The organism is Rahnella sp. GSA61A, from assembly GCF_019969905.1.
Lineage (GTDB): Bacteria > Pseudomonadota > Gammaproteobacteria > Enterobacterales > Enterobacteriaceae > Rahnella > Rahnella aceris.
This window is the reverse complement of the sequence record NZ_JAHXYO010000017.1, coordinates 37,334-55,074: the sequence shown is the minus strand read 5'-3', so window position 1 is coordinate 55,074 and position 17,741 is coordinate 37,334. Positions and strand designations below refer to the sequence as shown.

Below are 17,741 nucleotides of genomic sequence, written 5' to 3'. Positions count from 1 at the left end.
GGAAACTTAAGCGGGCTTTTTGGTTTTTATACGCCGGAGCCCCTGCCTGTATGGCGTTGAGGCAATCAGTGAGCATGAAAACCTTCCCGATGCATTTTCAGTTTCCCCTCCGCACCGGGAAATTTGGTGGTCAGATTTGGGGTCAGGTGAGTTCGATTCGGGTTGATACGGAACCACGGCTTACCGGAGGTAAACCCTGCATTCTGGCTATGTGTGCGCAGAATATTCCCGCAGACAGAGCTTAACGTTGATAAATCCGTGTCTCATAGGGCCGTAAAATGTGCAGCGCTCCCTCCTCCTGATAGTTACCCAGTAGCAATTGCGCACCTTCCAGCACCAACTGTTGTGAATCAACCTCTTGTGGACAGGCGCTGAAATTACCGATCACCAGGATCTGCTGATTTTCCAGCGTACGCAGATAGGCGTAAATATGGGGGTCGGAAGGCAACAGGAGTTGATAGTTCCCCTCAATCAGCGCTGGCATCTGCCGCCGCAGGCGGATCAGCGCACGATAAAAATTCAGAACGGAATGGTTATCTTCGCGCTGCTGCGCGACGTTGATTTCGCGGTAATTGCTGTTTGCAGGAAACCAGGGCGTCACGGAGCTGAAACCGCCATGAATGCTGTGATCCCACTGCATCGGTGTACGTGAGTTATCGCGCCCGGTACGGCTAAGAATTGCCAGAATGTCTGACTCCTCCATGCCCTGTCTGCGCATTTCACTCGCACGTTTTCTTGCGGCAACATCGTCAAAATCATCCAGGCTGGCGAAATGCGTATTGGTCATGCCGAGCTCTTGTCCCTGATAGATAAACGGCGTTCCTTTCATCAGGAAGTACATAGCTGCAATGGCAGTCGCACTCTCACGATGATAGTTTTCGGCGTCGCCCCATCCTGACACCACGCGGGGAAGATCATGGTTCTCGACGTATAACGCATTCCAGCCTTTATTTTCCAGCAGCGTCTGCCAGCGCGTGAAAATATCTTTTAAGCCCATCAGATCGAGGCCAGACTGCGCTTTAGTGTGTTGACCGTCCTGCCACAGCTTTACGTGCTCAAACTGAAAGATCATGTTCAGTCTGCCGCGCTGCTCACCAACCCACTCCTCGCCCTGTTCAGCGGTGACGCCGTTCATCTCACCGACGGTAACAATGTCGTAGCGGCTGAGTACCTGTTCACACATGTCATCGACGTAATCGAGCAATCCGTCATAATTCAGATGGCGTTCGAACGACGGCACATAAGGGAGTCCCTGCGGATTAGGCATGTCACTGAATGCTGGCTCTTTTTTCATATGGCAGATAGCATCAATTCGGAAGCCGTCCACGCCTTTATCAAGCCACCAGCGCATCATGGTGTAAATGGCCGAGCGCACGCCGGGGTTCTCCCAGTTGAGATCCGGCTGCCTTTCAGAAAACAAATGTAAAAAGTACTGCCCGGTGGCCGCGCTATATTTCCAGGCGGATCCGTTAAAAATGCTCTCCCAGTTATTCGGCTCGCCCCCCTGTTTACCGTCGCGCCAGATGTACCAGTCGCGTTTCGGATTATCGAGGGAGGAACCCGACTCCACAAACCAGGGATGTTCATCAGAAGTATGATTAACGACCAAATCAATAATCAACCGCATCCCGCGCAGATGGACCTGCTCCAGCAGGTGGTCAAAATCGGCCATCGTGCCGAATTCTGCCATGATTTGCTGGTAGTCGCTGATGTCGTAGCCGTTGTCGTCGTTGGGTGACTGATATATCGGACAGATCCAGATCAGATCGATCCCCAGATCCTTAAGATAATCGAGTTTTTCAGTTATGCCGTTAATATCGCCAATACCATCGCGGTTGCTGTCTTTGAAGCTGCGTGGATAGATCTGATACGCCACGGCCTCTTTCCACCAGTTTGCCATCAGAGACTCCCGATTAATAAAGCAAAAGATTCATAGGGTTGCAGTTGTAAACGCGCACCCAGTTGCTCACGTGGCGCATAGTTACTGATCAGGCACTGGCCCTGCAACGACTGCAGGTTGTCCGGCACGTCAAGCGTCAGGGGTTCACGGGTGAAATTATTGATCACCACCAGCGTCTGGTCGCCCGACGTGCGTAACCAGGCAAAAACCTGCGGATGGCTGTTGAAAATCTGCCTGAAGTCGCCGTGAACCAGCAGCGGTTGTTGCTTACGCAGCGCCACCAGTTGCTGGTAGTGGTAAAAAACAGAGTTGGGATCGTCAAGCGCCGCCGCCACGTTTATCTGTTTATAATTGGGATTCACGTCAATCCAGGGCTGTGATGTTGTAAAACCAGCATGCTGACTGCTGTCCCACTGCATCGGCGTTCGGGCGTTATCGCGACCGTTGGCGTGGATCCCCCTCATCATCTCTTCGCGACTGACGCCTTCGGCCACCCGTTCCTGATACAAATTCAGACTTTCAATATCCCGATAGTCCTCAATGCGCGGGAAACGCACGTTGGTCATGCCAATCTCTTCGCCCTGATAAATGTAAGGCGTGCCTTTAAGGCAGTGGAGCGCTGTGGCCAGCATTTTTGCCGACTCGACGCGATACTGACCTTCATCGCCAAATTTGGAAACGGCGCGTGGCAAATCGTGATTGCTCCAAAACAGCGAGTTCCAGCCGCAGTGGGCTAACGCTGTCTGCCATTTGTCGATAACAGCCTTGAAATGCAGCAGATCAAAGGGCTTGTTGCGCCACTTTCCATGATGTTCATCCCAGAAAAGCCTGATGTGCTCAAACTGAAAGACCATCGTCAGTTCCTGCCGCGCTTCGGCGCTGTAAAGCAGTGCATCTTCCGGCGTTGCACTCCACGTCTCACCAACGGTTATGCTGCCGTTCGGGCCAAAGGTGGCGCGGTTCATCTGATGAAGATAAAGATGCAGATTTTTACCGTTTGCCATGATCTGTTGATCGACGTCTTTGCCGATCAGGTCAATAACATCCATTCTGAACCCGCCGATACCAAGCGCCAGCCAGCGGTTCATCATCGCGTGGATGGCGGCACGTACGTCGGGATTTTCCCAGTTGAGATCCGGCTGGCGCGTTGAAAACTGGTGCAGATAATATTCCCCACTGGCCTTATCCAGTGTCCAGGCGCTGCCGCCAAAATGGGAACGTTGATCATTGGGCGGTCCGCCGTCAGCCGCCGGTTTGCGCCAGATGTAGAAATCACGGTAAGCACTGTTTTTTGATGTCAGCGCATCAATAAACCACGGATGCTCATCGGAGGTGTGATTGACAACCAGATCCATCAGAATGCCGATATCCCGTGCTTTTGCTTCCGCGATCAGATGCTCCATTTCAGCCATCGAGCCAAAAATATCGGCAATATTCTCGTAATCGGAGATGTCATAGCCGTTATCGTCCATCGGCGAACGATAAACCGGCGACAGCCACAGCATATTGATGCCGAGCTGCTGCAAATAGTCGAGTTTACTGATGATGCCGTTGAGATCACCGGTACCGTCACCGTTACTGTCCATAAAGCTGCGCGGATAGACCTGATAAACCACGGCATCCTTCCACTGCTGTGCGCTGTGCATATCACTCATGACTTTCTCTTCCCTAAACGAATTAATGATTCATGGTCAGATGGCGATGGAACGCCCGACCGTGACTGTCGAACAGGTAACAGCGCTCCACCGGCAGCCGCACGCCAACGATCTCGCCAACCTGAATGGCTGAACGTTCTGCGTGACGGACCACCCAGGGTTCACTGGCATTGCCGTTATCCAGATACAACAGGGTTTCGTTGCCCATCTGCTCAACAAACATCACCTCTCCCTGATATTCACACTCTTCCCGATTGCCGCTGCGAATATGTTCCGGGCGAATACCCAAGTTCACGCTGCGGCCCTGTGCCGCTGCCGGCGTGGCAACAGGCAGAACCAGCGCCTTGCCGTTATCCAGCTCGACCACGCTTTGTTGTTCACCCGCCTGGCGCAGCGTGGCAGGAAGCAGATTCATCTTCGGCGAACCGATAAACTGCGCCACAAACTCATTGGCAGGTTGGTCGTACAGCTCCAGCGGCGTGCCCACTTGCTCGATGTTGCCCTGATTGAGTACCACAATACGGTCGGCAAGCGTCATCGCCTCGACCTGATCGTGGGTGACATAAATAATGGTGACGCCCAGACGTTTGTGCAGGGCCGACACCTCCATGCGCATCTGCACGCGCAGGGAAGCGTCGAGGTTTGAAAGCGGTTCGTCGAACAGGAACAGGCGGGGTTCACGGACGATGGCACGGCCAATCGCTACACGCTGGCGCTGGCCGCCGGACAAGTCTTTTGGCCGTCGCGCCAGCAGGGGTTCGAGCTGTAAAATACGTGCGCACTCACGCACGCGCTGGTCGATTTCGGATGCCGGATGGCGCGCAAGTTCCAGCCCAAACGCCATGTTCTGATAGACGCTCATGTGCGGATAGAGGGCATATGACTGAAATACCATGCCAATGCCGCGTTCTGCCGGCGTGTCATCGTTCACATAGTTCCCGTCGATATACATGCCCCCGCCACTTATCTCCTCAAGCCCGGCAATCATCCGCAGTAGTGTTGACTTGCCGCAGCCGGAAGGCCCGACGATCACCACAAACTCTCCGCTTTTAATGTGCAGATCCAGCGATTTGATGACCTCTGTCTTTGCACCATAGCGTTTTTGAATCTTGTCCAAGGTCAGTTGCGCCATATTCCCCTCCGAATCCATGATGTTGTTATGCCGGAAGCTCCCGGCATCAATAGAGTCTGTTTTTATTTCAGATAGTTAAGCCATGGGCTCTGACGAGAAATCATCACATCCACCAGTTCTGGAATAGCACGGCATTTGTTGTTCACCGGGTCAACCAGCAGTGCCTGAATCACCAGATCGCGGGACCCTTCAAGGATGGCCTCCGCCGTCAGGTCGTGGATGGCAACCTGATTACTGAGTAACCCGCCGATACCGGCCGGGACATCGATCTTGATCCCATGTACACCTTTCCGGTCAATAATCGCAGGCACTTCCACGGCGATAAACGCTGGCAGTTGTTTGATAAATCCGCGGTTCGGAATGTTGACGGCGGCCTCCTCATAGCCTGAGTCGGTCAGAATTCCCTCGATGACGGGCACCACGCGCTCCTTCAACTTAAGCTCAATCTTCGGCTGCACCTCACCGAGGTAGTTACGATAGAAAGTATAAAAGTCGAGAATGCCGCGATGATCGCTGACCTCGCCCGCCCAGCTGATGTATTCGCCAAAATGGCTGTCGCCGGTGATCGGCAGGTGGTGGAACTTCTCAAGGATTTCTTTGAATAACGTACGGTCTGCCCAGGGATACGAGCTGTCTTTGCCGCCGAGCGCATGACGTTCGGTGCTGCCTTCGGTTTCCACCCACTTACCGTGGGAGCGGGTATACGCCAGGATGTCGCTGTAACCCGGCAAAGTCGCGAAATAGTCCGGGGCTTTGGCCCTGACGTCGGCATACGCGTCTTTACCACTGTCTTTATACCGGGCTTCTAACAGCACGCTGAAGTGGTTGAGGCCACCCGAACGCAGATTCAGATTATCGAAGGAGGTTCCCAGCATTTCAGGCAGATAGCGCTCAAGGGACGCTATTTCGTGACACATGCCGACAAAATTCAGCTCAGGGAAGGCACGATGCACGGTGGTACAAATGCGGCTCATCGGATTGGAATAATTAAATATCCAGGCGTCAGGGCAAATGTTGGCCACGTCGGCGCAGATGTCCAAAATAGGCGGAATAATACGCAGCGCATGGAACAATCCCCCCGGGCCGCCGTTCTCGCCATAGACCTGCTGAATGCCATACTGCTGCGGGATCTGCCAGTCAAGATCCCACAGGGCAAAACGATCGCCCACCTCAATCGAGATAATCACAAACCCGGCACCGCGCAACGCCGTGGCACGGTCAGTGGTCGCACTGACGATAAAGGGGAGATCTTCTTTTGCCAGGAAATCACGGGCCGTCTTTTCCGTTACCGCCAGCGAGGCCGGATTGATGTCATGGAGTACGATTTCACTGCCGTACAGCGCGGTGCTCTGGAAAATGTCACCCAGCGTACCGTAACCAAACTGCGCACTGCCTGCGCCCACTAAAACAATTTTTGTAGCCATATTATTCGGGTCTCCTGACGATACTGATTGAGGCATCAGCCTTTGACTGCGCCGTTGGTTAATCCACTGACAATGCGTCGCTGGAAAATAAGCACCAGCACTACAATGGGAAGCGTGACGATGACTGAGGAAGCCATGATGGCGCCCCATGGAAGTTCGAATTGGGAAGATCCTTGCAACATACTGATCGCCACGGGAACGGTTCGCTTGTCGCCGGAAATCACAAACGTCAGGGCAAACATAAATTCATTCCAGGCGCCGATGAACGCCAGCAGTCCGGTCGTCACCAGCGACGGCCCCATGATGGGCACAAAGATACGGCTGATAATGGTCCAGGTGCTGGCACCATCGACGATTGCCGCTTCTTCCAGCTCGACGGGAATCGCCTTCATAAAGGTGGTCAGCACCCAGATTGTGAAGGGTAATGAAAAGGTGGTGTAGGACAGGACCAGCGCGCCAAGCGAGTCATACAACCCCATAAACCGCACCAGCTCAAACATACCTGACAGCACAGCCACCTGCGGGAACATGGACACACAGAGAATGGTGAACAGCAGATACTTTCGCCCTTTAAAACGAATGCGCGACAGCGCAAAAGCAGCCGTGATTGACACCAGCAGACACAGACCAACAGTGAGCGTTGCCACCACCGCCGAGTTAAAGAGACTGCGGGCAATGCCGTTATCCATCAGCGCGGTCACGTAATTCCCCCAGTTCATTTCATCGGGCAACCAGATCACGGTGAACAGATTTGCCCCCGAACGTAGCGAGGTGATAATCGCGTAGTAGAACGGGAACAGGCAGATCAAACAGGCAAATGCAGATCCTGCAAAAATCAGTGAACGCTGTGCGAGTTTTTGCTGCTGACGTTTCATTTTCATGATTATTCCTCTCCATTGCGGCGGCGACCCAGCATCAGGAAGCAGGCTGCAATCCCTGCCACCATCATGAATACCAGTACCGACGCGGCGGAACCGGATCCCATCTCCTGATAACTCACCAGCAAATCTCGTGCATAACCCGACACCGACACGGTGGCTTCACTGTTGGAGGTCAGGATATAAATCAGATCAAACACCCGTAGCGCATCCATGACGCGGAAAATCAGCGCGACAATCATTGCCGGCATGATCAACGGCAGTGTGATTCGACGAAAACGCTGCCAGGTATTGGCCCCGTCAATCCGCGCCGCTTCATACAGATCGCGCGGAATCAGCTGCAATGCGGCCAGCAGCATCAGCGCCATAAACGGTGTGGTTTTCCAGACATCGACGATGACCACCGCCCACATGGATAACCCCGGGTCTGCTACCCACGCCAGCGGGGAGTGAATAACCCCAAGCCTGAGCAACAGATTGTTCACCACCCCATACTGGTCATGGAACATCCAGCTCCACATTCTGGCGGACACAATCGTCGGGATCGCCCACGGCACCAGAATGGCGGTTCGCACCAGCCCCTGACCGCGAAACTTCTGGTTCATCAGCAGGGCAAGCAGCATGCCGAACACCAGTTCAAGCGACACCGACATCACACTGAAACGCAGCGTGTTACCAACGGCCTTCCACCACAGCGGATCGGCCAGGACGCCGTAATAATGGGCACCGTCGGCCAGGTCAATGTAGTTGGTGAAGCCGACAAAACGGTAATCATCGGGCGAATCCAGCATGGCATCGGTGAAGCTGTAAAACAGTGTGCGGAACAGCGGCCAGCCTGCAACGGCGGCCAGTAACAGAAGAGATGGCGCCACCAGCAGCCAGGCGATACGGCTGCGGCGTAGCTGATAACCGGGCTTGCTGCGCTTCACCGCGCGGCTGCCAACGTTATCGTCAGGAAGTGATAGTGAGGGTGTTTCTGGCTTCATGCGTCAAACTCCGGACCGTTAATGGGGACGCTGAACTCAGCGCCATCCTCTGGCTTTAATTCTCTCCAGCCGCTGCTGCAACTCTGCCACTGCGGTCGCCCCGTCGCTGTCGCCACGCAGCACGTTGTAAGTTGCGTTATAAATCGCTTTGGAGACCTGCGCGTACTGGCGTTTGGTCTGCGATGCAGGGCGAGGCCTGGCCAGCAGGAAGATCTCTTTAAACTCGGCGAGATAGGGTGCCTGCGCCAGGACGTCAGGATCGTCATACAGCGCGGTGCGCGACGGCGCCCTGCCCATCAGCGTCAGCCCTTTCTTCTGTGATTCGGCACTGCTGACAATTTTTAACAGCGCCAGCGCGGCTTTCGGATTTTTGGTGTAAGCGCTGATCGCCCAGTGCCAGCCGCCCATGGTGCTCACAGAGGTGCCGTCCTCGCTCCGGGGTAACGGAATGACGCCGACTTTGCCACGGATCGGGCTGCTGCGGTCTTGCGCCAGCGTGTAGGCATAAGGCCAGTTGCGCATAAACAGGGCATCACCGTTCTGGAAGACCGGACGGGACTCCTCTTCCATGTAACCTAATGCTCCCGGTGGAACGATTTTCCCGATCCATGCCGCGGCCATATCCAGCGCCTGTGCGGCGCGTTGATTGTTGATGGTGATATTGCCGTTAGTATCAATAAAACTGCCGCCCTTCTGCGACTCCACCCACTCCAGCGCATTGCAGGTCAGCCCCTCATAGGCTTTGCCCTGAAACACCAGCCCCCAGAAGTTTTGATGTCCCGCTTCACGCTCACCTTGTTGAACCAGCGTGGCAATACGCGTCAGCTCGCTCCAGGTCACAGGCGGCTTTTGGCCGTATTTCGCCAATAAATCTTTGCGATAAAACAGCGCGCCTGCATCCATGTAAGCGGGAATGGCTTTGACACGACCGTTAACGATGTCGTTTTGGAACGCGTTCGGGAAAAAATCATTGCGGATATCACTGACGCTATCTGTTAAATCCAGCAGATGTTTATCCAGCACACCGATCCAGACGGTGTCGGCCAGGAAGAGATCGATCGCGCCCGAATCTTTGGCGGCAAATATCTGTTGAAACAACGACAATTTTTCATTCGAAGCCGGTGGAAGATCGATAAATTCCAGCGTGTGGCCGGTCTGCGCTTCAAACTGCTGTTTAATGTCGTTACAGAACTGACGACTTTCCTTGCCAGGCGGACATTCCATACGCAGGGTGTCGGCATGAACCAGACTCGATGTCAGGGTCAGCGTGGCTGCAACCAGTCCCGGGATTACTCGTCTCATGGCTTACTCTCTGGTCGTGGCGGGAATACCGTCATAGGAGGAAAATAGCGAAGCGGAGACATTGGTGGAAATTGATTTTCACTGCTAAGGTATACAAATTATCTATACCACCTGGGAAATGTGTGATCTTGGATAAAATTCTGCGGCAGTTTATCGAAGTGGCGATGTTCAAAAATGTGAGTCATGCAGCAAACAAACTTTGCCTTAGTCAGCCGACACTTACGCATAATATGAAGAAGCTGGAGGAGAATCTGGGCGTGCAACTGCTTGTGCGCACCTCAACGGGCGTGAAAACGACCGAGTACGGCGATCTTTTGCTGGAGCAGGCGCAGATGATGCAGCGTATTTATGAAAATACGCTGAGTAAACTGGCGCTTATCAAAGCGCGTCAGGTGCAGAGTTTGCGGATGGGCACCGGGCATGCCTGGTGGCACATGTTTGTACGCGACAGTTTCAACACTTACCGCACGCTGCATCCCACGGTAAATATCCATATCGATCAGGGAAATCACCTGCGACTGATGGACTTACTGCTTGGCGGTGATATCGATCTCTTTATCGGGCATGAGATTCAGGGGCTGAATTCCAGGGCAGGCATCACCTTTGTGCCGCTGTTCAGCGTCACCGACAGCCTGTTTGTCCGACGCGGGCATCCGTTAGGCAACAACGTCATCGACCCCTTCCAGCTGCAAGACTATCCTTGCGTTGAACTGACGCCGGATGAAGGGCGTTTTCAACACATGGTCGAGGACATGCAACCCAAAAGGCTGGCGCGCAACCAGATGCATCTTGAAGATAGGGTGATCTGGTCAACTAACTCGATGATGGCGGCGATAGACATGGTCAATGATTCCGACGCCATCATGCTGAGTTATCCGACGTGCATGGCGGACTACTTTGCGCGTTACGGCATTATACCGCTGCAAACCACGCAACAAAGCCCGCGCTATAACGTGGGCTTTTATATGATGCGGGAGAAGATGGATGCGGCGCACGTGGTGCAGATGCAGGCATTGATGCAAGAGCATCTGGCGCGGGTCAGCCACCTGCTGGTCTGACTATTTTTGAGTTAACGCCGTCAGCGCCTGATACAGCGACCGGGTATTGCCCGGTCCGACCACCAGATGATACTCCGTGTCGCATTGTGGTGTTTCTACTTCAAGTACAGCCCGAATGGCCTCCGGTGCTTCTAATGCCTGCCTGTCGAGCAGGGAAGCATCGCGCACCTGCATCCGGATCCTACTGGCACAGTAGGTCATTTTAGTGAGGTTATCCGCGCCGCCAATTGAGTGAACAACTAACGCTGCCAGTTGTTGGGTTTCCATATTCTCTCCTGATAGCCCTTAATGTTTCCGCAGCAGCATAAGTCTGACGTTCAACAAAGTGAAATCGATTTATTCGCAAGCGATATAGACGTTGTCTATATCTTTACGGCAGGGTCTCTGCCATTGAATACCTCAGACATTTCCAGTTTTCCCTCCGCTCCGGGACAATCATCCCCTCCCGGATGGGGGTTTAACGCTGACAATCAATAAGCGCGACGTAACGCCGCGCTTTGATTTACATGCAGAATACGTTTTCACTCGCTTACTGCGGAACAGGTGTTACCAACGGCTCGCCGGCAAAATAGGCGTTGACATTTTCCAGCACCAGACGCGACATCTCTTTGCGCGTCGCCCAGGTAGCACTGGCCATATGCGGTGTGACCACCACATTTTCCCGGTGTAACAATGCGTGCGGAACGTGCGGTTCGTCGGTGAAAACATCAAGACCGGCTCCCCCGAGTGTCCCCTCTTCGATGGCTTCAGTCAGCGCCCGCTCATCGACTACCGAACCACGGGAAATATTGATCAGAATGCCTTCCGCGCCCAGAGCATTCAATACATCGCGGTTAACGAGGCCGCGGGTTTCGGCACCTCCGTTGGTACAGACCACCAGAAAATCACTCGCCCCGGCCAGCGATAGCAAAGTTGCATGGAAGGTGTAATCCGTGTCGGCAAGTGCAGCGCGATCCGTATAGGCGATCGACATATTAAATGCCGCAGCGCGTTTGGCGATAGCACGCCCAATACGCCCCATGCCAATAATGCCTAACCGCGCCCCTGAGACTTTACGGGTCCAGGGATAACCGCCCTTCTGCCATGCTCCCTGTTCGATAAAGCGTTGTGCTGCGGGGATCTGGCGTGACGTTGCCAGTATCAACCCCATGGCCAGGTCGGCGACGTCATCCGTCAATACCCCGGGGGTATGGGTCACAGCGATCTCACGTTCTCTTGCTGCGGCAACATCAATACCGTCATAGCCAACACCAAAGTCGCTGATGAGTTCAAGGTTAGGTAGCCGTCCCATAAATTCGCGACTGACCACGGCTTCGCCGTTAGTGAGTACTACACGAAACTCGGCGGCTAACCGGTCAAACTCCCCGGCGGCCATGTCGTTGTATTCATACACATCGTATAGCGCGTTCAGTTGTGCATTCAACTGATCTGGCAGCGATGCCTGCTTCAATATTTTCTGTTTAACCGCGATATTCTTCATAACAAGACCTTAGTGTTGCGATAATGATGAGGCTGACGATTTTGTCGCTATTACTTTAGCCGGACGGCCGACATAGATACCGACGATGCCGCCGATAACCAGTGCCGTAGCAATGATCAATAAGCCATAATGGAAACTGCCGGTGACATCCTTTATTTTTCCCAGCAATGGCGGCAATCCCAGACCGGCAAAGTTGGCAATGGCATTAATAAAAGCAATAGACGCCGCTGCAGCAACACCTGCTAATTTTTCGGTCGTTACCGCCCAGAATATCGGGGTCAGCGCGAAGTTAAAGCCGACGGTCAATACCAGCATAATATAGGCAATAAAGAGGTTACTGGTATATATCGAGGCAGCCAGCAGTAAGCCGGAAATAATTAACGGCACCCCCAGATGCAGCGAACGCTCTTTGGTGAGATCCGAATGGCGTCCATTCACGTACATAAATATCGCGGCAAAGGCAAAAGGAATGGCCGACAAAACGCTAATAACGAAATTACTCTGTTCTGTAGCCACACTTTTAATAATGAGCGGCAGGAAGAGTGTAATACCAATTGAGCAAAATGCTTGCAGGAACCACACCAGACTCAACATCAATACCACTTTATTCCTGAGCGCACTGGCCCATGAATGATGTTTCCCTACTTCTACGTCACCATTCTCTTGTTGTAACCGGGTGTTCAGCCATTTTTTCTCGTCCGCACTCAACCAGGTGGCATGATTTGGCGTATCCGGCAGACGTAACAGTACCAGACAGCCGAGAATGATGGCCGGGATGCCTTCCATCGCAAACAGCCAGCGCCAGCCCGCGATATCAGCAATGCCGTGCATATTGAGAATACTGCCGGAAATCGGTAATCCAATCACTGACGCCAGCACCGATCCCATATAGAAGAACGACATGGCACGTGCGCGGTTGCTCTTGGGAAACCAGCAGGAGATATAGTAGATAATCCCCGGTGTAAACCCGGCTTCTGCCATACCCAACAAAAAGCGCATCACGTACAGTTGTGTCGGCGTATGGACCAGTGACATCCCGGCGCTGATAATCCCCCAGGTAATCATGATGCGCGCAATCCAGATGCGTGCACCAACCCGCGTCATAATGACGTTACTGGGTATTTCAAAAATGATGTAGGAGATATAGAACATACCGACACCCAGGCCATACATACTGGCAGACAGGCCCAAATCGGCATTCATTTGCAGTGCCGCAACGGATATATTGGTTTTATCCAGATTGGCAACAAAGTAGCAAATAATAATAAAAGGTATTATTTTTGCGTTTAATTTTTTTAGTGTTGTAGAGCACAGATCGATGTTCATTATTATCACCTTAATGAGTCTGTCCCTGGTGTCAGGGCATAAGATGGCCATTCCACCTAATGTGGATTGAAAAACAAATACGGATATATCGATATTATTATTAATTGCTTTATTGATATAGTTTTACCTGATACTTCTGTGACTTAAAATATATAGAGCAGGTTACCATTCGGCGACAGCACCATCTTCATAACGCCAAATTGGATTGCGCCAGTCAGGGGCATTCTTACTGCGCTCAATCACCAACTCCTCATTAATTTCAACGCCCAGTCCGGGTTTATTCAGCGGATAGAAATAACCATCCGTCATGGTAAAGTCTTCTTTATTAATGACATAATCCAATAATTCGGCTCCCTTATTATAATGGATACCCATACTCTGCTCCTGGAATACCGCATTACGCGCCACAAAATCCAGATGCAGGCAAGAAGCCAGTGCGATCGGCCCCAACGGACAATGCGGTGCCAGCGAAATATCGTAAGACTCTGCCATCGCCGCAATTTTGAAGCATTCCGTGATCCCACCCGCGTGCGACAAATCCGGCTGGATAATGGCTAAACCACCGTCGGCCAATACACGTTTGAACTCAAAGCGCGAGAACATGCGTTCACCGGCTGCAATGGGAATATGTGTCTGAGCAGCCAGACGAGGATAGTATTCTGCCTGTTCGGCCAGTACCGGTTCTTCGATAAATAGCGGACGGTAAGGTTCGAGCTCTTTGATCAGAATCTTCGCCATAGGTGCATTGACGCGGCCATGGAAGTCGAGTCCGAACTCAATGCTGTTACCGAATGCTTCACGTATTTGCGCCACGACGGCGACGGCATCGTCAACTTTACGTGAATTGTCTATCATGCCCATTTCTTCGCAGCCATTGAGTTTAAAGGTATCAAAACCAATGCCTTTCAACTTTTTAATGCCTTCAATCACATCTGCCGGGCGGTCGCCGCCAACCCAACTGTAGGCTTTAATCTTATCGCGAACCAGACCACCGAGCAGTTGATAAACAGGAACGCCCAGGGCTTTGCCCTTAATGTCCCACAGTGCCTGATCGATGCCGGAAATCGCGCTCATCAGAATCGGACCACCGCGATAAAATCCACCGCGATAGAGGGTCTGCCAAATGTCATTGATGCGCGCCGGATCCTGTCCGATCACATATTCAGACAGCTCATGCACGGCAGCCTCCACACTGCGGGCACGGCCTTCAACAACCGGCTCTCCCCAACCGACAATGCCTTCATCAGTTTCTATTTTCAGGAACATCCAGCGCGGCGGCAGCCGGTAGGTGGTTAGTTTGGTCACTTTCATCGGGTTGATTCCTTATAAGCTTTAACAAAGGCGTTAGCTTGTTGTGTCGTACGTTCAACAGACTGTCCGGCACGGTAGAGATCACTTCCCAACCCTGCACCGATACAACCGGCATTAAGATAGAGATGTAAATTTTCAGGAGTGATACCCCCCACGGCAAAGACCGGAATTTCTGGCGGTAGCACCGCTTTCAACGCTTTGATGTAATCCGGTCCAAAGGCGTTGGAAGGGAAGATTTTCAGCGCCTGAGCGCCCGCATCCAGCGCATTGAAGGCTTCCGTCGCGGTCGCGCAACCAGAGCAGACGGTCATGCCATACCCCACAGCCCGGCGAATCACTTCCGGCTGAATATTAGGGGTGACCACCAGACGGCTGCCCATCGCATTCAGTTCATCAACTTGCGCAGATTGTAAAACCGTCCCGGCACCAATCAGCGCCCGATGCCCGAACTCTTTCACCGTTTCACTGATGCTGCGCTGCCAGTCAGGCGAGTTGAGTGGGATCTCCACGGCATCAAAACCTGCCTCCAGCAATGCTGTCACATGCGCCTGAACGTCTTGTGGCGTGATACCGCGCAGAATGGCGATTAACGGAAGTTCAGTATTCCAACTCATTGATAATACTCCTTATACCTGCCTGGAAAGCGCGATCGCCTTCCAGCGTTTGCCAGGTCAGTCCGGCAAACTTCAATGCCTGCTGGTAACGTGCGGTCAGTTTGGGACTCCCAATTAAGGTAATGGGCTGATCGCCAGTGATGCCGTATTGCCGCTGCATTTGCGACACTTCATTGCCGATCAACAACCCCGACAGCCATTCACTGACGGCGCTTTTATCTAATTGCCCTAACACATGCGCCGCGCGGGTCTCAAAAAGACTGCGAATAATGTTGGTTTCTTTGAAACCACTCTCCAGCCCCTGCTGGAATACCGCCGGATTTGCCTGTTGCCCGGTCAGCCCGATACCAATCAGCGAATGGTGTATCAGCAAATGGTGGAGTTCGCCGGTCATGACAGTACGGAAATCAACAATCTCGCTACCGTCCATCTGGACCCATTTACTGTGCGTTCCCGGCATCAGATAAAGCGAAGCCGGACATTCTGTATAAGCACCGATTAACTGTGTTTCTTCACCGCGAATGACATTGCAATTACCCTCGCTGACCACACTCAGACCGGGAATAATCCACGCGTTGAACGGTGTGGCCTGCTCCACCCGCGTTAACTGTCTGGAGAAATCAGTCAGCCGCGTCGGGCAAGGCAGATACGGTACCGTCATCCATCCTGCGTTGCTGCCAACCATTCCCGCCATCAGAACCGGTACCTGATGAGCTTGCCAGGGTAAAAGTGTGTCGCGGAAAACCTGTTCAGGAGTACGGCCATTGAGCCGGGTAACCCCCGCTTCTGACTCCAGGTGATCGGTACATTCACCGTTCAGGTAGAGCCAGGCGCGCAAGTTGGTCGAACCCCAGTCAATGGCGATATAACTTTCTCTCATGTAATATCCTTCAGCCTTTTGGTCGAGCTGGCGATCATTGTCAGTGCCGCCTGTTCTGCTGCATCTGCGTTCTGATGCCGTATCGCATCGTACAGATCCTGATGCTCCTTCAATGTGCGCGGCATGTTGGCTTCATCGGCCATATAGGTCCGTTCAAATACGGCACGCTGTAAGGAACTTATCGCCACACTGAGTTGTTGCAGCACCGGGTTATGCACCGACGCCAGTACCGCTTCGTGAAAACGGATATCAGCCTCATTGAAGGCGTCACGATTTTGGTGATCGGCGATCATATCGTTAAGCGCTTTTTCAATAACCGCTAATTCGCTGGAGGTCGCCCTTTCCGCAGCCCAGCGGGCAATGACCGGTTCAACCAGATTACGCACCTCGCTCATCGCCGGGATCAGCCGCGGGTCATAATCATTCGCCAACGACCACTGCAAAACATCGGTATCCAGATAATTCCACTGGTTGCGTAAAGCCACAAAAGCACCGCGATAACGCTTTATCTCCACCAGCCGCTTCGACATCAACGAGCGAAGCACTTCACGAATGATGTTCCGTGACGTCTGGAACTCTTCGCACAACTCCGTTTCCGCTGGCAGCGCAGACCCCGGGGCATATTTGCCACTGACGATTTGCTGCCCTATCTCGAGAATAATGCGATCGGTTTTGCTCAACTCCTGGCTACTCATAGATGCTCCACAAAAGACTAAAAGGAAAAGTTGCCGGGTACTTTACCTGTATCGAGCCTATGCGTCGCAAGATCACCGCACAATTCACAATTATTGTTCTTAACCTTGATGAAAATTGTAGTACAAAGTATTAATCATGTACTGCAATGTAGATCACAAAACGGTCGATACCTTGCGATTTTGCTGAACAGCAGGGGTTAGCACGAAGATCGTTTTCGTTTGGCGAAAATCCAACAAGATGAGAATCTTTTATCCCTTTCTGGCCTGAGTTCGCTGGCCAGATGGGCTGAGAGAAATGCGTCGAATTGAATTAAACATGCTGGATGATGCCATCAGTCTCTTTTAGGCATACAGCGAACTGGCTGGTATCACGGGCTCTCCTGTCAACCTCAATCTTCCAGTGAATTGAGTTTCTCGTCCTGAAAACAAGGTGTGCGGGGTGAAGACAGGTAATCGAAAAGTGCCGATGCGTCTTTCTGTTTGAATGCGCGAATAATGAGTCGCGGTGTGGTAGTTAAAATCATTAAGACCACATATTATCTGGCAGGCGTTTATGCATTCTGAAAAGGCGGGCAACTGGTAAATCCAGGTTGTCCGCGCTAACCTCACTGGCTACTCAGGCATTGGGTCTGTCACTTTTGAAAGGGCATAGGGAATGGTCAGCTTAGCGGAAGAAATCAGTCTTGAGGTATGTGAAGATTCAGATGCAGCGCAATTGCTGCTAATTGAAGAAGGGCTCAATGAATTTAACGATCTTATGACGGGTATAAACGATCGTAAGCCACTGCCTGTATTGGTCAGATCAACCCGCACGGGTAAGGTACTTGGCGGAATGCAAGGGCGGTCATCGCTGGGACTCATGTTTATAGATCTTTTTTATCTTCCACCCGAGTTGCGAAAAATGGGGATAGGTTCAGACATCCTTCATCGCTTTGAAGATGAAGGGCGAAAAAGAGGCTGCTCTGCTGCGTTTCTCTATACAATAAGCTTTCAGGCTCCTGATTTTTATAAAAAGTATGGCTGGGAAGAGTTCGGGCGTATTGACTGTCAACCGGAAGGAACAAGCCGTATTTTTATGAAAAAATCATTATAGGACATCT

At 52.4% G+C, this 17,741-nt stretch carries 16 protein-coding genes and 1 pseudogene; 2 read left to right on the top strand and 15 right to left on the bottom strand.

What is annotated here, in order from left to right; genetic code table 11:
- Positions 1–241 precede the first annotated feature (241 nt).
- From LC431_RS19405 to LC431_RS19375, 7 genes are all read right to left on the bottom strand, one after another.
- Complete coding sequence (locus LC431_RS19405) at positions 242–1,900, bottom strand: alpha-glucosidase (protein WP_223510183.1); 1,659 nt, start codon at positions 1,898–1,900, stop codon at positions 242–244.
- Positions 1,900–3,555 (bottom strand): alpha-glucosidase, encoded by a 1,656-nt coding sequence (locus LC431_RS19400; RefSeq protein WP_223510182.1) that lies wholly within the window; start codon positions 3,553–3,555, stop codon positions 1,900–1,902. Before LC431_RS19400 ends, LC431_RS19405 begins: the two co-directional genes overlap by 1 nt.
- Positions 3,556–3,577: 22 nt before the next feature.
- The gene (locus LC431_RS19395; protein ID WP_037034544.1) at positions 3,578–4,687 is read right to left on the bottom strand and encodes an ABC transporter ATP-binding protein; all 1,110 of its coding nucleotides are present in this window, start codon (positions 4,685–4,687) and stop codon (positions 3,578–3,580) included.
- Between the two features lie 62 nt (positions 4,688–4,749).
- Positions 4,750–6,111, bottom strand: coding sequence for an alpha-glucosidase (locus tag LC431_RS19390; RefSeq protein ID WP_112198473.1), 1,362 nt, complete (start codon positions 6,109–6,111; stop codon positions 4,750–4,752).
- Between the two features lie 35 nt (positions 6,112–6,146).
- Positions 6,147–6,992 (bottom strand): carbohydrate ABC transporter permease, encoded by an 846-nt coding sequence (locus tag LC431_RS19385; protein WP_112198474.1) that lies wholly within the window; start codon positions 6,990–6,992, stop codon positions 6,147–6,149.
- A gap of 2 nt (positions 6,993–6,994) precedes the next feature.
- Complete coding sequence (locus LC431_RS19380) at positions 6,995–7,975, bottom strand: carbohydrate ABC transporter permease (RefSeq protein ID WP_037034551.1); 981 nt, start codon at positions 7,973–7,975, stop codon at positions 6,995–6,997.
- A gap of 36 nt (positions 7,976–8,011) precedes the next feature.
- Positions 8,012–9,277 carry an ABC transporter substrate-binding protein gene (locus LC431_RS19375; protein ID WP_119261760.1) on the bottom strand — a complete coding sequence of 422 codons (1,266 nt, stop codon included), beginning with the start codon at positions 9,275–9,277 and terminating at the stop codon, positions 8,012–8,014.
- Positions 9,278–9,399: 122 nt separating this feature from the next.
- Between LC431_RS19375 and LC431_RS19370 the strand changes: the two genes are divergently transcribed.
- Positions 9,400–10,335: a LysR family transcriptional regulator gene (locus LC431_RS19370; protein WP_013575991.1), complete on the top strand. Its 936-nt coding sequence runs from the start codon at positions 9,400–9,402 to the stop codon at positions 10,333–10,335.
- Here LC431_RS19370 and LC431_RS19365 read toward each other — a convergent pair whose 3' ends face one another.
- The 8 genes and pseudogenes from LC431_RS19365 to LC431_RS19330 all read right to left on the bottom strand — a co-directional run.
- Entirely contained in the window at positions 10,336–10,602 is a 267-nt protein-coding gene (locus LC431_RS19365) for a PTS transporter subunit EIIB (protein ID WP_013575992.1), read from the bottom strand.
- Positions 10,603–10,864: 262 nt separating this feature from the next.
- On the bottom strand, positions 10,865–11,815 hold the full coding sequence (locus LC431_RS19360; RefSeq protein WP_121019198.1) for a 2-hydroxyacid dehydrogenase: 951 nt from the start codon (positions 11,813–11,815) through the stop codon (positions 10,865–10,867).
- 9 nt (positions 11,816–11,824) lie between these two features.
- Positions 11,825–13,141 (bottom strand): MFS transporter, encoded by a 1,317-nt coding sequence (locus LC431_RS19355; protein WP_223510181.1) that lies wholly within the window; start codon positions 13,139–13,141, stop codon positions 11,825–11,827.
- Between the two features lie 162 nt (positions 13,142–13,303).
- The gene (gene dgoD / locus LC431_RS19350; RefSeq protein ID WP_015690092.1) at positions 13,304–14,452 is read right to left on the bottom strand and encodes a galactonate dehydratase; all 1,149 of its coding nucleotides are present in this window, start codon (positions 14,450–14,452) and stop codon (positions 13,304–13,306) included.
- Positions 14,449–15,066, bottom strand: a complete 618-nt coding sequence (locus tag LC431_RS19345) for a 2-dehydro-3-deoxy-6-phosphogalactonate aldolase (RefSeq protein ID WP_223510180.1) — start codon at positions 15,064–15,066, stop codon at positions 14,449–14,451. Before LC431_RS19345 ends, dgoD begins: the two co-directional genes overlap by 4 nt.
- Positions 15,050–15,946 carry a 2-dehydro-3-deoxygalactonokinase gene (locus tag LC431_RS19340; RefSeq protein ID WP_013575997.1) on the bottom strand — a complete coding sequence of 299 codons (897 nt, stop codon included), beginning with the start codon at positions 15,944–15,946 and terminating at the stop codon, positions 15,050–15,052. The genes LC431_RS19345 and LC431_RS19340 overlap by 17 nt, the downstream gene beginning before the upstream one ends.
- Positions 15,943–16,641, bottom strand: coding sequence for a D-galactonate utilization transcriptional regulator DgoR (dgoR, locus tag LC431_RS19335; RefSeq protein ID WP_013575998.1), 699 nt, complete (start codon positions 16,639–16,641; stop codon positions 15,943–15,945). The genes LC431_RS19340 and dgoR overlap by 4 nt, the downstream gene beginning before the upstream one ends.
- A 313-nt stretch (positions 16,642–16,954) precedes the next feature.
- A pseudogene (locus tag LC431_RS19330) lies at positions 16,955–17,165 on the bottom strand (GNAT family N-acetyltransferase); the annotation flags it as partial.
- Between the two features lie 131 nt (positions 17,166–17,296).
- On the opposite strand from LC431_RS19330, the gene LC431_RS19325 reads away from it, so the two are divergent.
- A complete protein-coding gene (locus LC431_RS19325) occupies positions 17,297–17,734 on the top strand; it encodes an N-acetyltransferase (protein ID WP_223510179.1) in 438 nt (145 codons plus the stop codon).
- The last annotated feature ends 7 nt before the right edge of the window (positions 17,735–17,741 follow it).

Excerpts from the sequence above, each read along its gene's own strand:
- LC431_RS19405 (WP_223510183.1), bottom strand. The coding sequence starts at position 1,900 with ATGGCAAACTGGTGGAAAGAGGCCGTGGCGTATCAGATCTATCCACGC.
- LC431_RS19400 (WP_223510182.1), bottom strand. The coding sequence starts at position 3,555 with ATGAGTGATATGCACAGCGCACAGCAGTGGAAGGATGCCGTGGTTTAT.
- LC431_RS19395 (WP_037034544.1), bottom strand. The coding sequence starts at position 4,687 with ATGGCGCAACTGACCTTGGACAAGATTCAAAAACGCTATGGTGCAAAG.
- LC431_RS19390 (WP_112198473.1), bottom strand. The coding sequence starts at position 6,111 with ATGGCTACAAAAATTGTTTTAGTGGGCGCAGGCAGTGCGCAGTTTGGT.
- LC431_RS19385 (WP_112198474.1), bottom strand. The coding sequence starts at position 6,992 with ATGAAAATGAAACGTCAGCAGCAAAAACTCGCACAGCGTTCACTGATT.
- LC431_RS19380 (WP_037034551.1), bottom strand. The coding sequence starts at position 7,975 with ATGAAGCCAGAAACACCCTCACTATCACTTCCTGACGATAACGTTGGC.
- LC431_RS19375 (WP_119261760.1), bottom strand. The coding sequence starts at position 9,277 with ATGAGACGAGTAATCCCGGGACTGGTTGCAGCCACGCTGACCCTGACA.
- LC431_RS19365 (WP_013575992.1), bottom strand. The coding sequence starts at position 10,602 with ATGGAAACCCAACAACTGGCAGCGTTAGTTGTTCACTCAATTGGCGGC.
- LC431_RS19360 (WP_121019198.1), bottom strand. The coding sequence starts at position 11,815 with ATGAAGAATATCGCGGTTAAACAGAAAATATTGAAGCAGGCATCGCTG.
- LC431_RS19355 (WP_223510181.1), bottom strand. The coding sequence starts at position 13,141 with ATGAACATCGATCTGTGCTCTACAACACTAAAAAAATTAAACGCAAAA.
- dgoD (WP_015690092.1), bottom strand. The coding sequence starts at position 14,452 with ATGAAAGTGACCAAACTAACCACCTACCGGCTGCCGCCGCGCTGGATG.
- LC431_RS19345 (WP_223510180.1), bottom strand. The coding sequence starts at position 15,066 with ATGAGTTGGAATACTGAACTTCCGTTAATCGCCATTCTGCGCGGTATC.
- LC431_RS19340 (WP_013575997.1), bottom strand. The coding sequence starts at position 15,946 with ATGAGAGAAAGTTATATCGCCATTGACTGGGGTTCGACCAACTTGCGC.
- dgoR (WP_013575998.1), bottom strand. The coding sequence starts at position 16,641 with ATGAGTAGCCAGGAGTTGAGCAAAACCGATCGCATTATTCTCGAGATA.
- LC431_RS19325 (WP_223510179.1), top strand. The coding sequence starts at position 17,297 with ATGGTCAGCTTAGCGGAAGAAATCAGTCTTGAGGTATGTGAAGATTCA.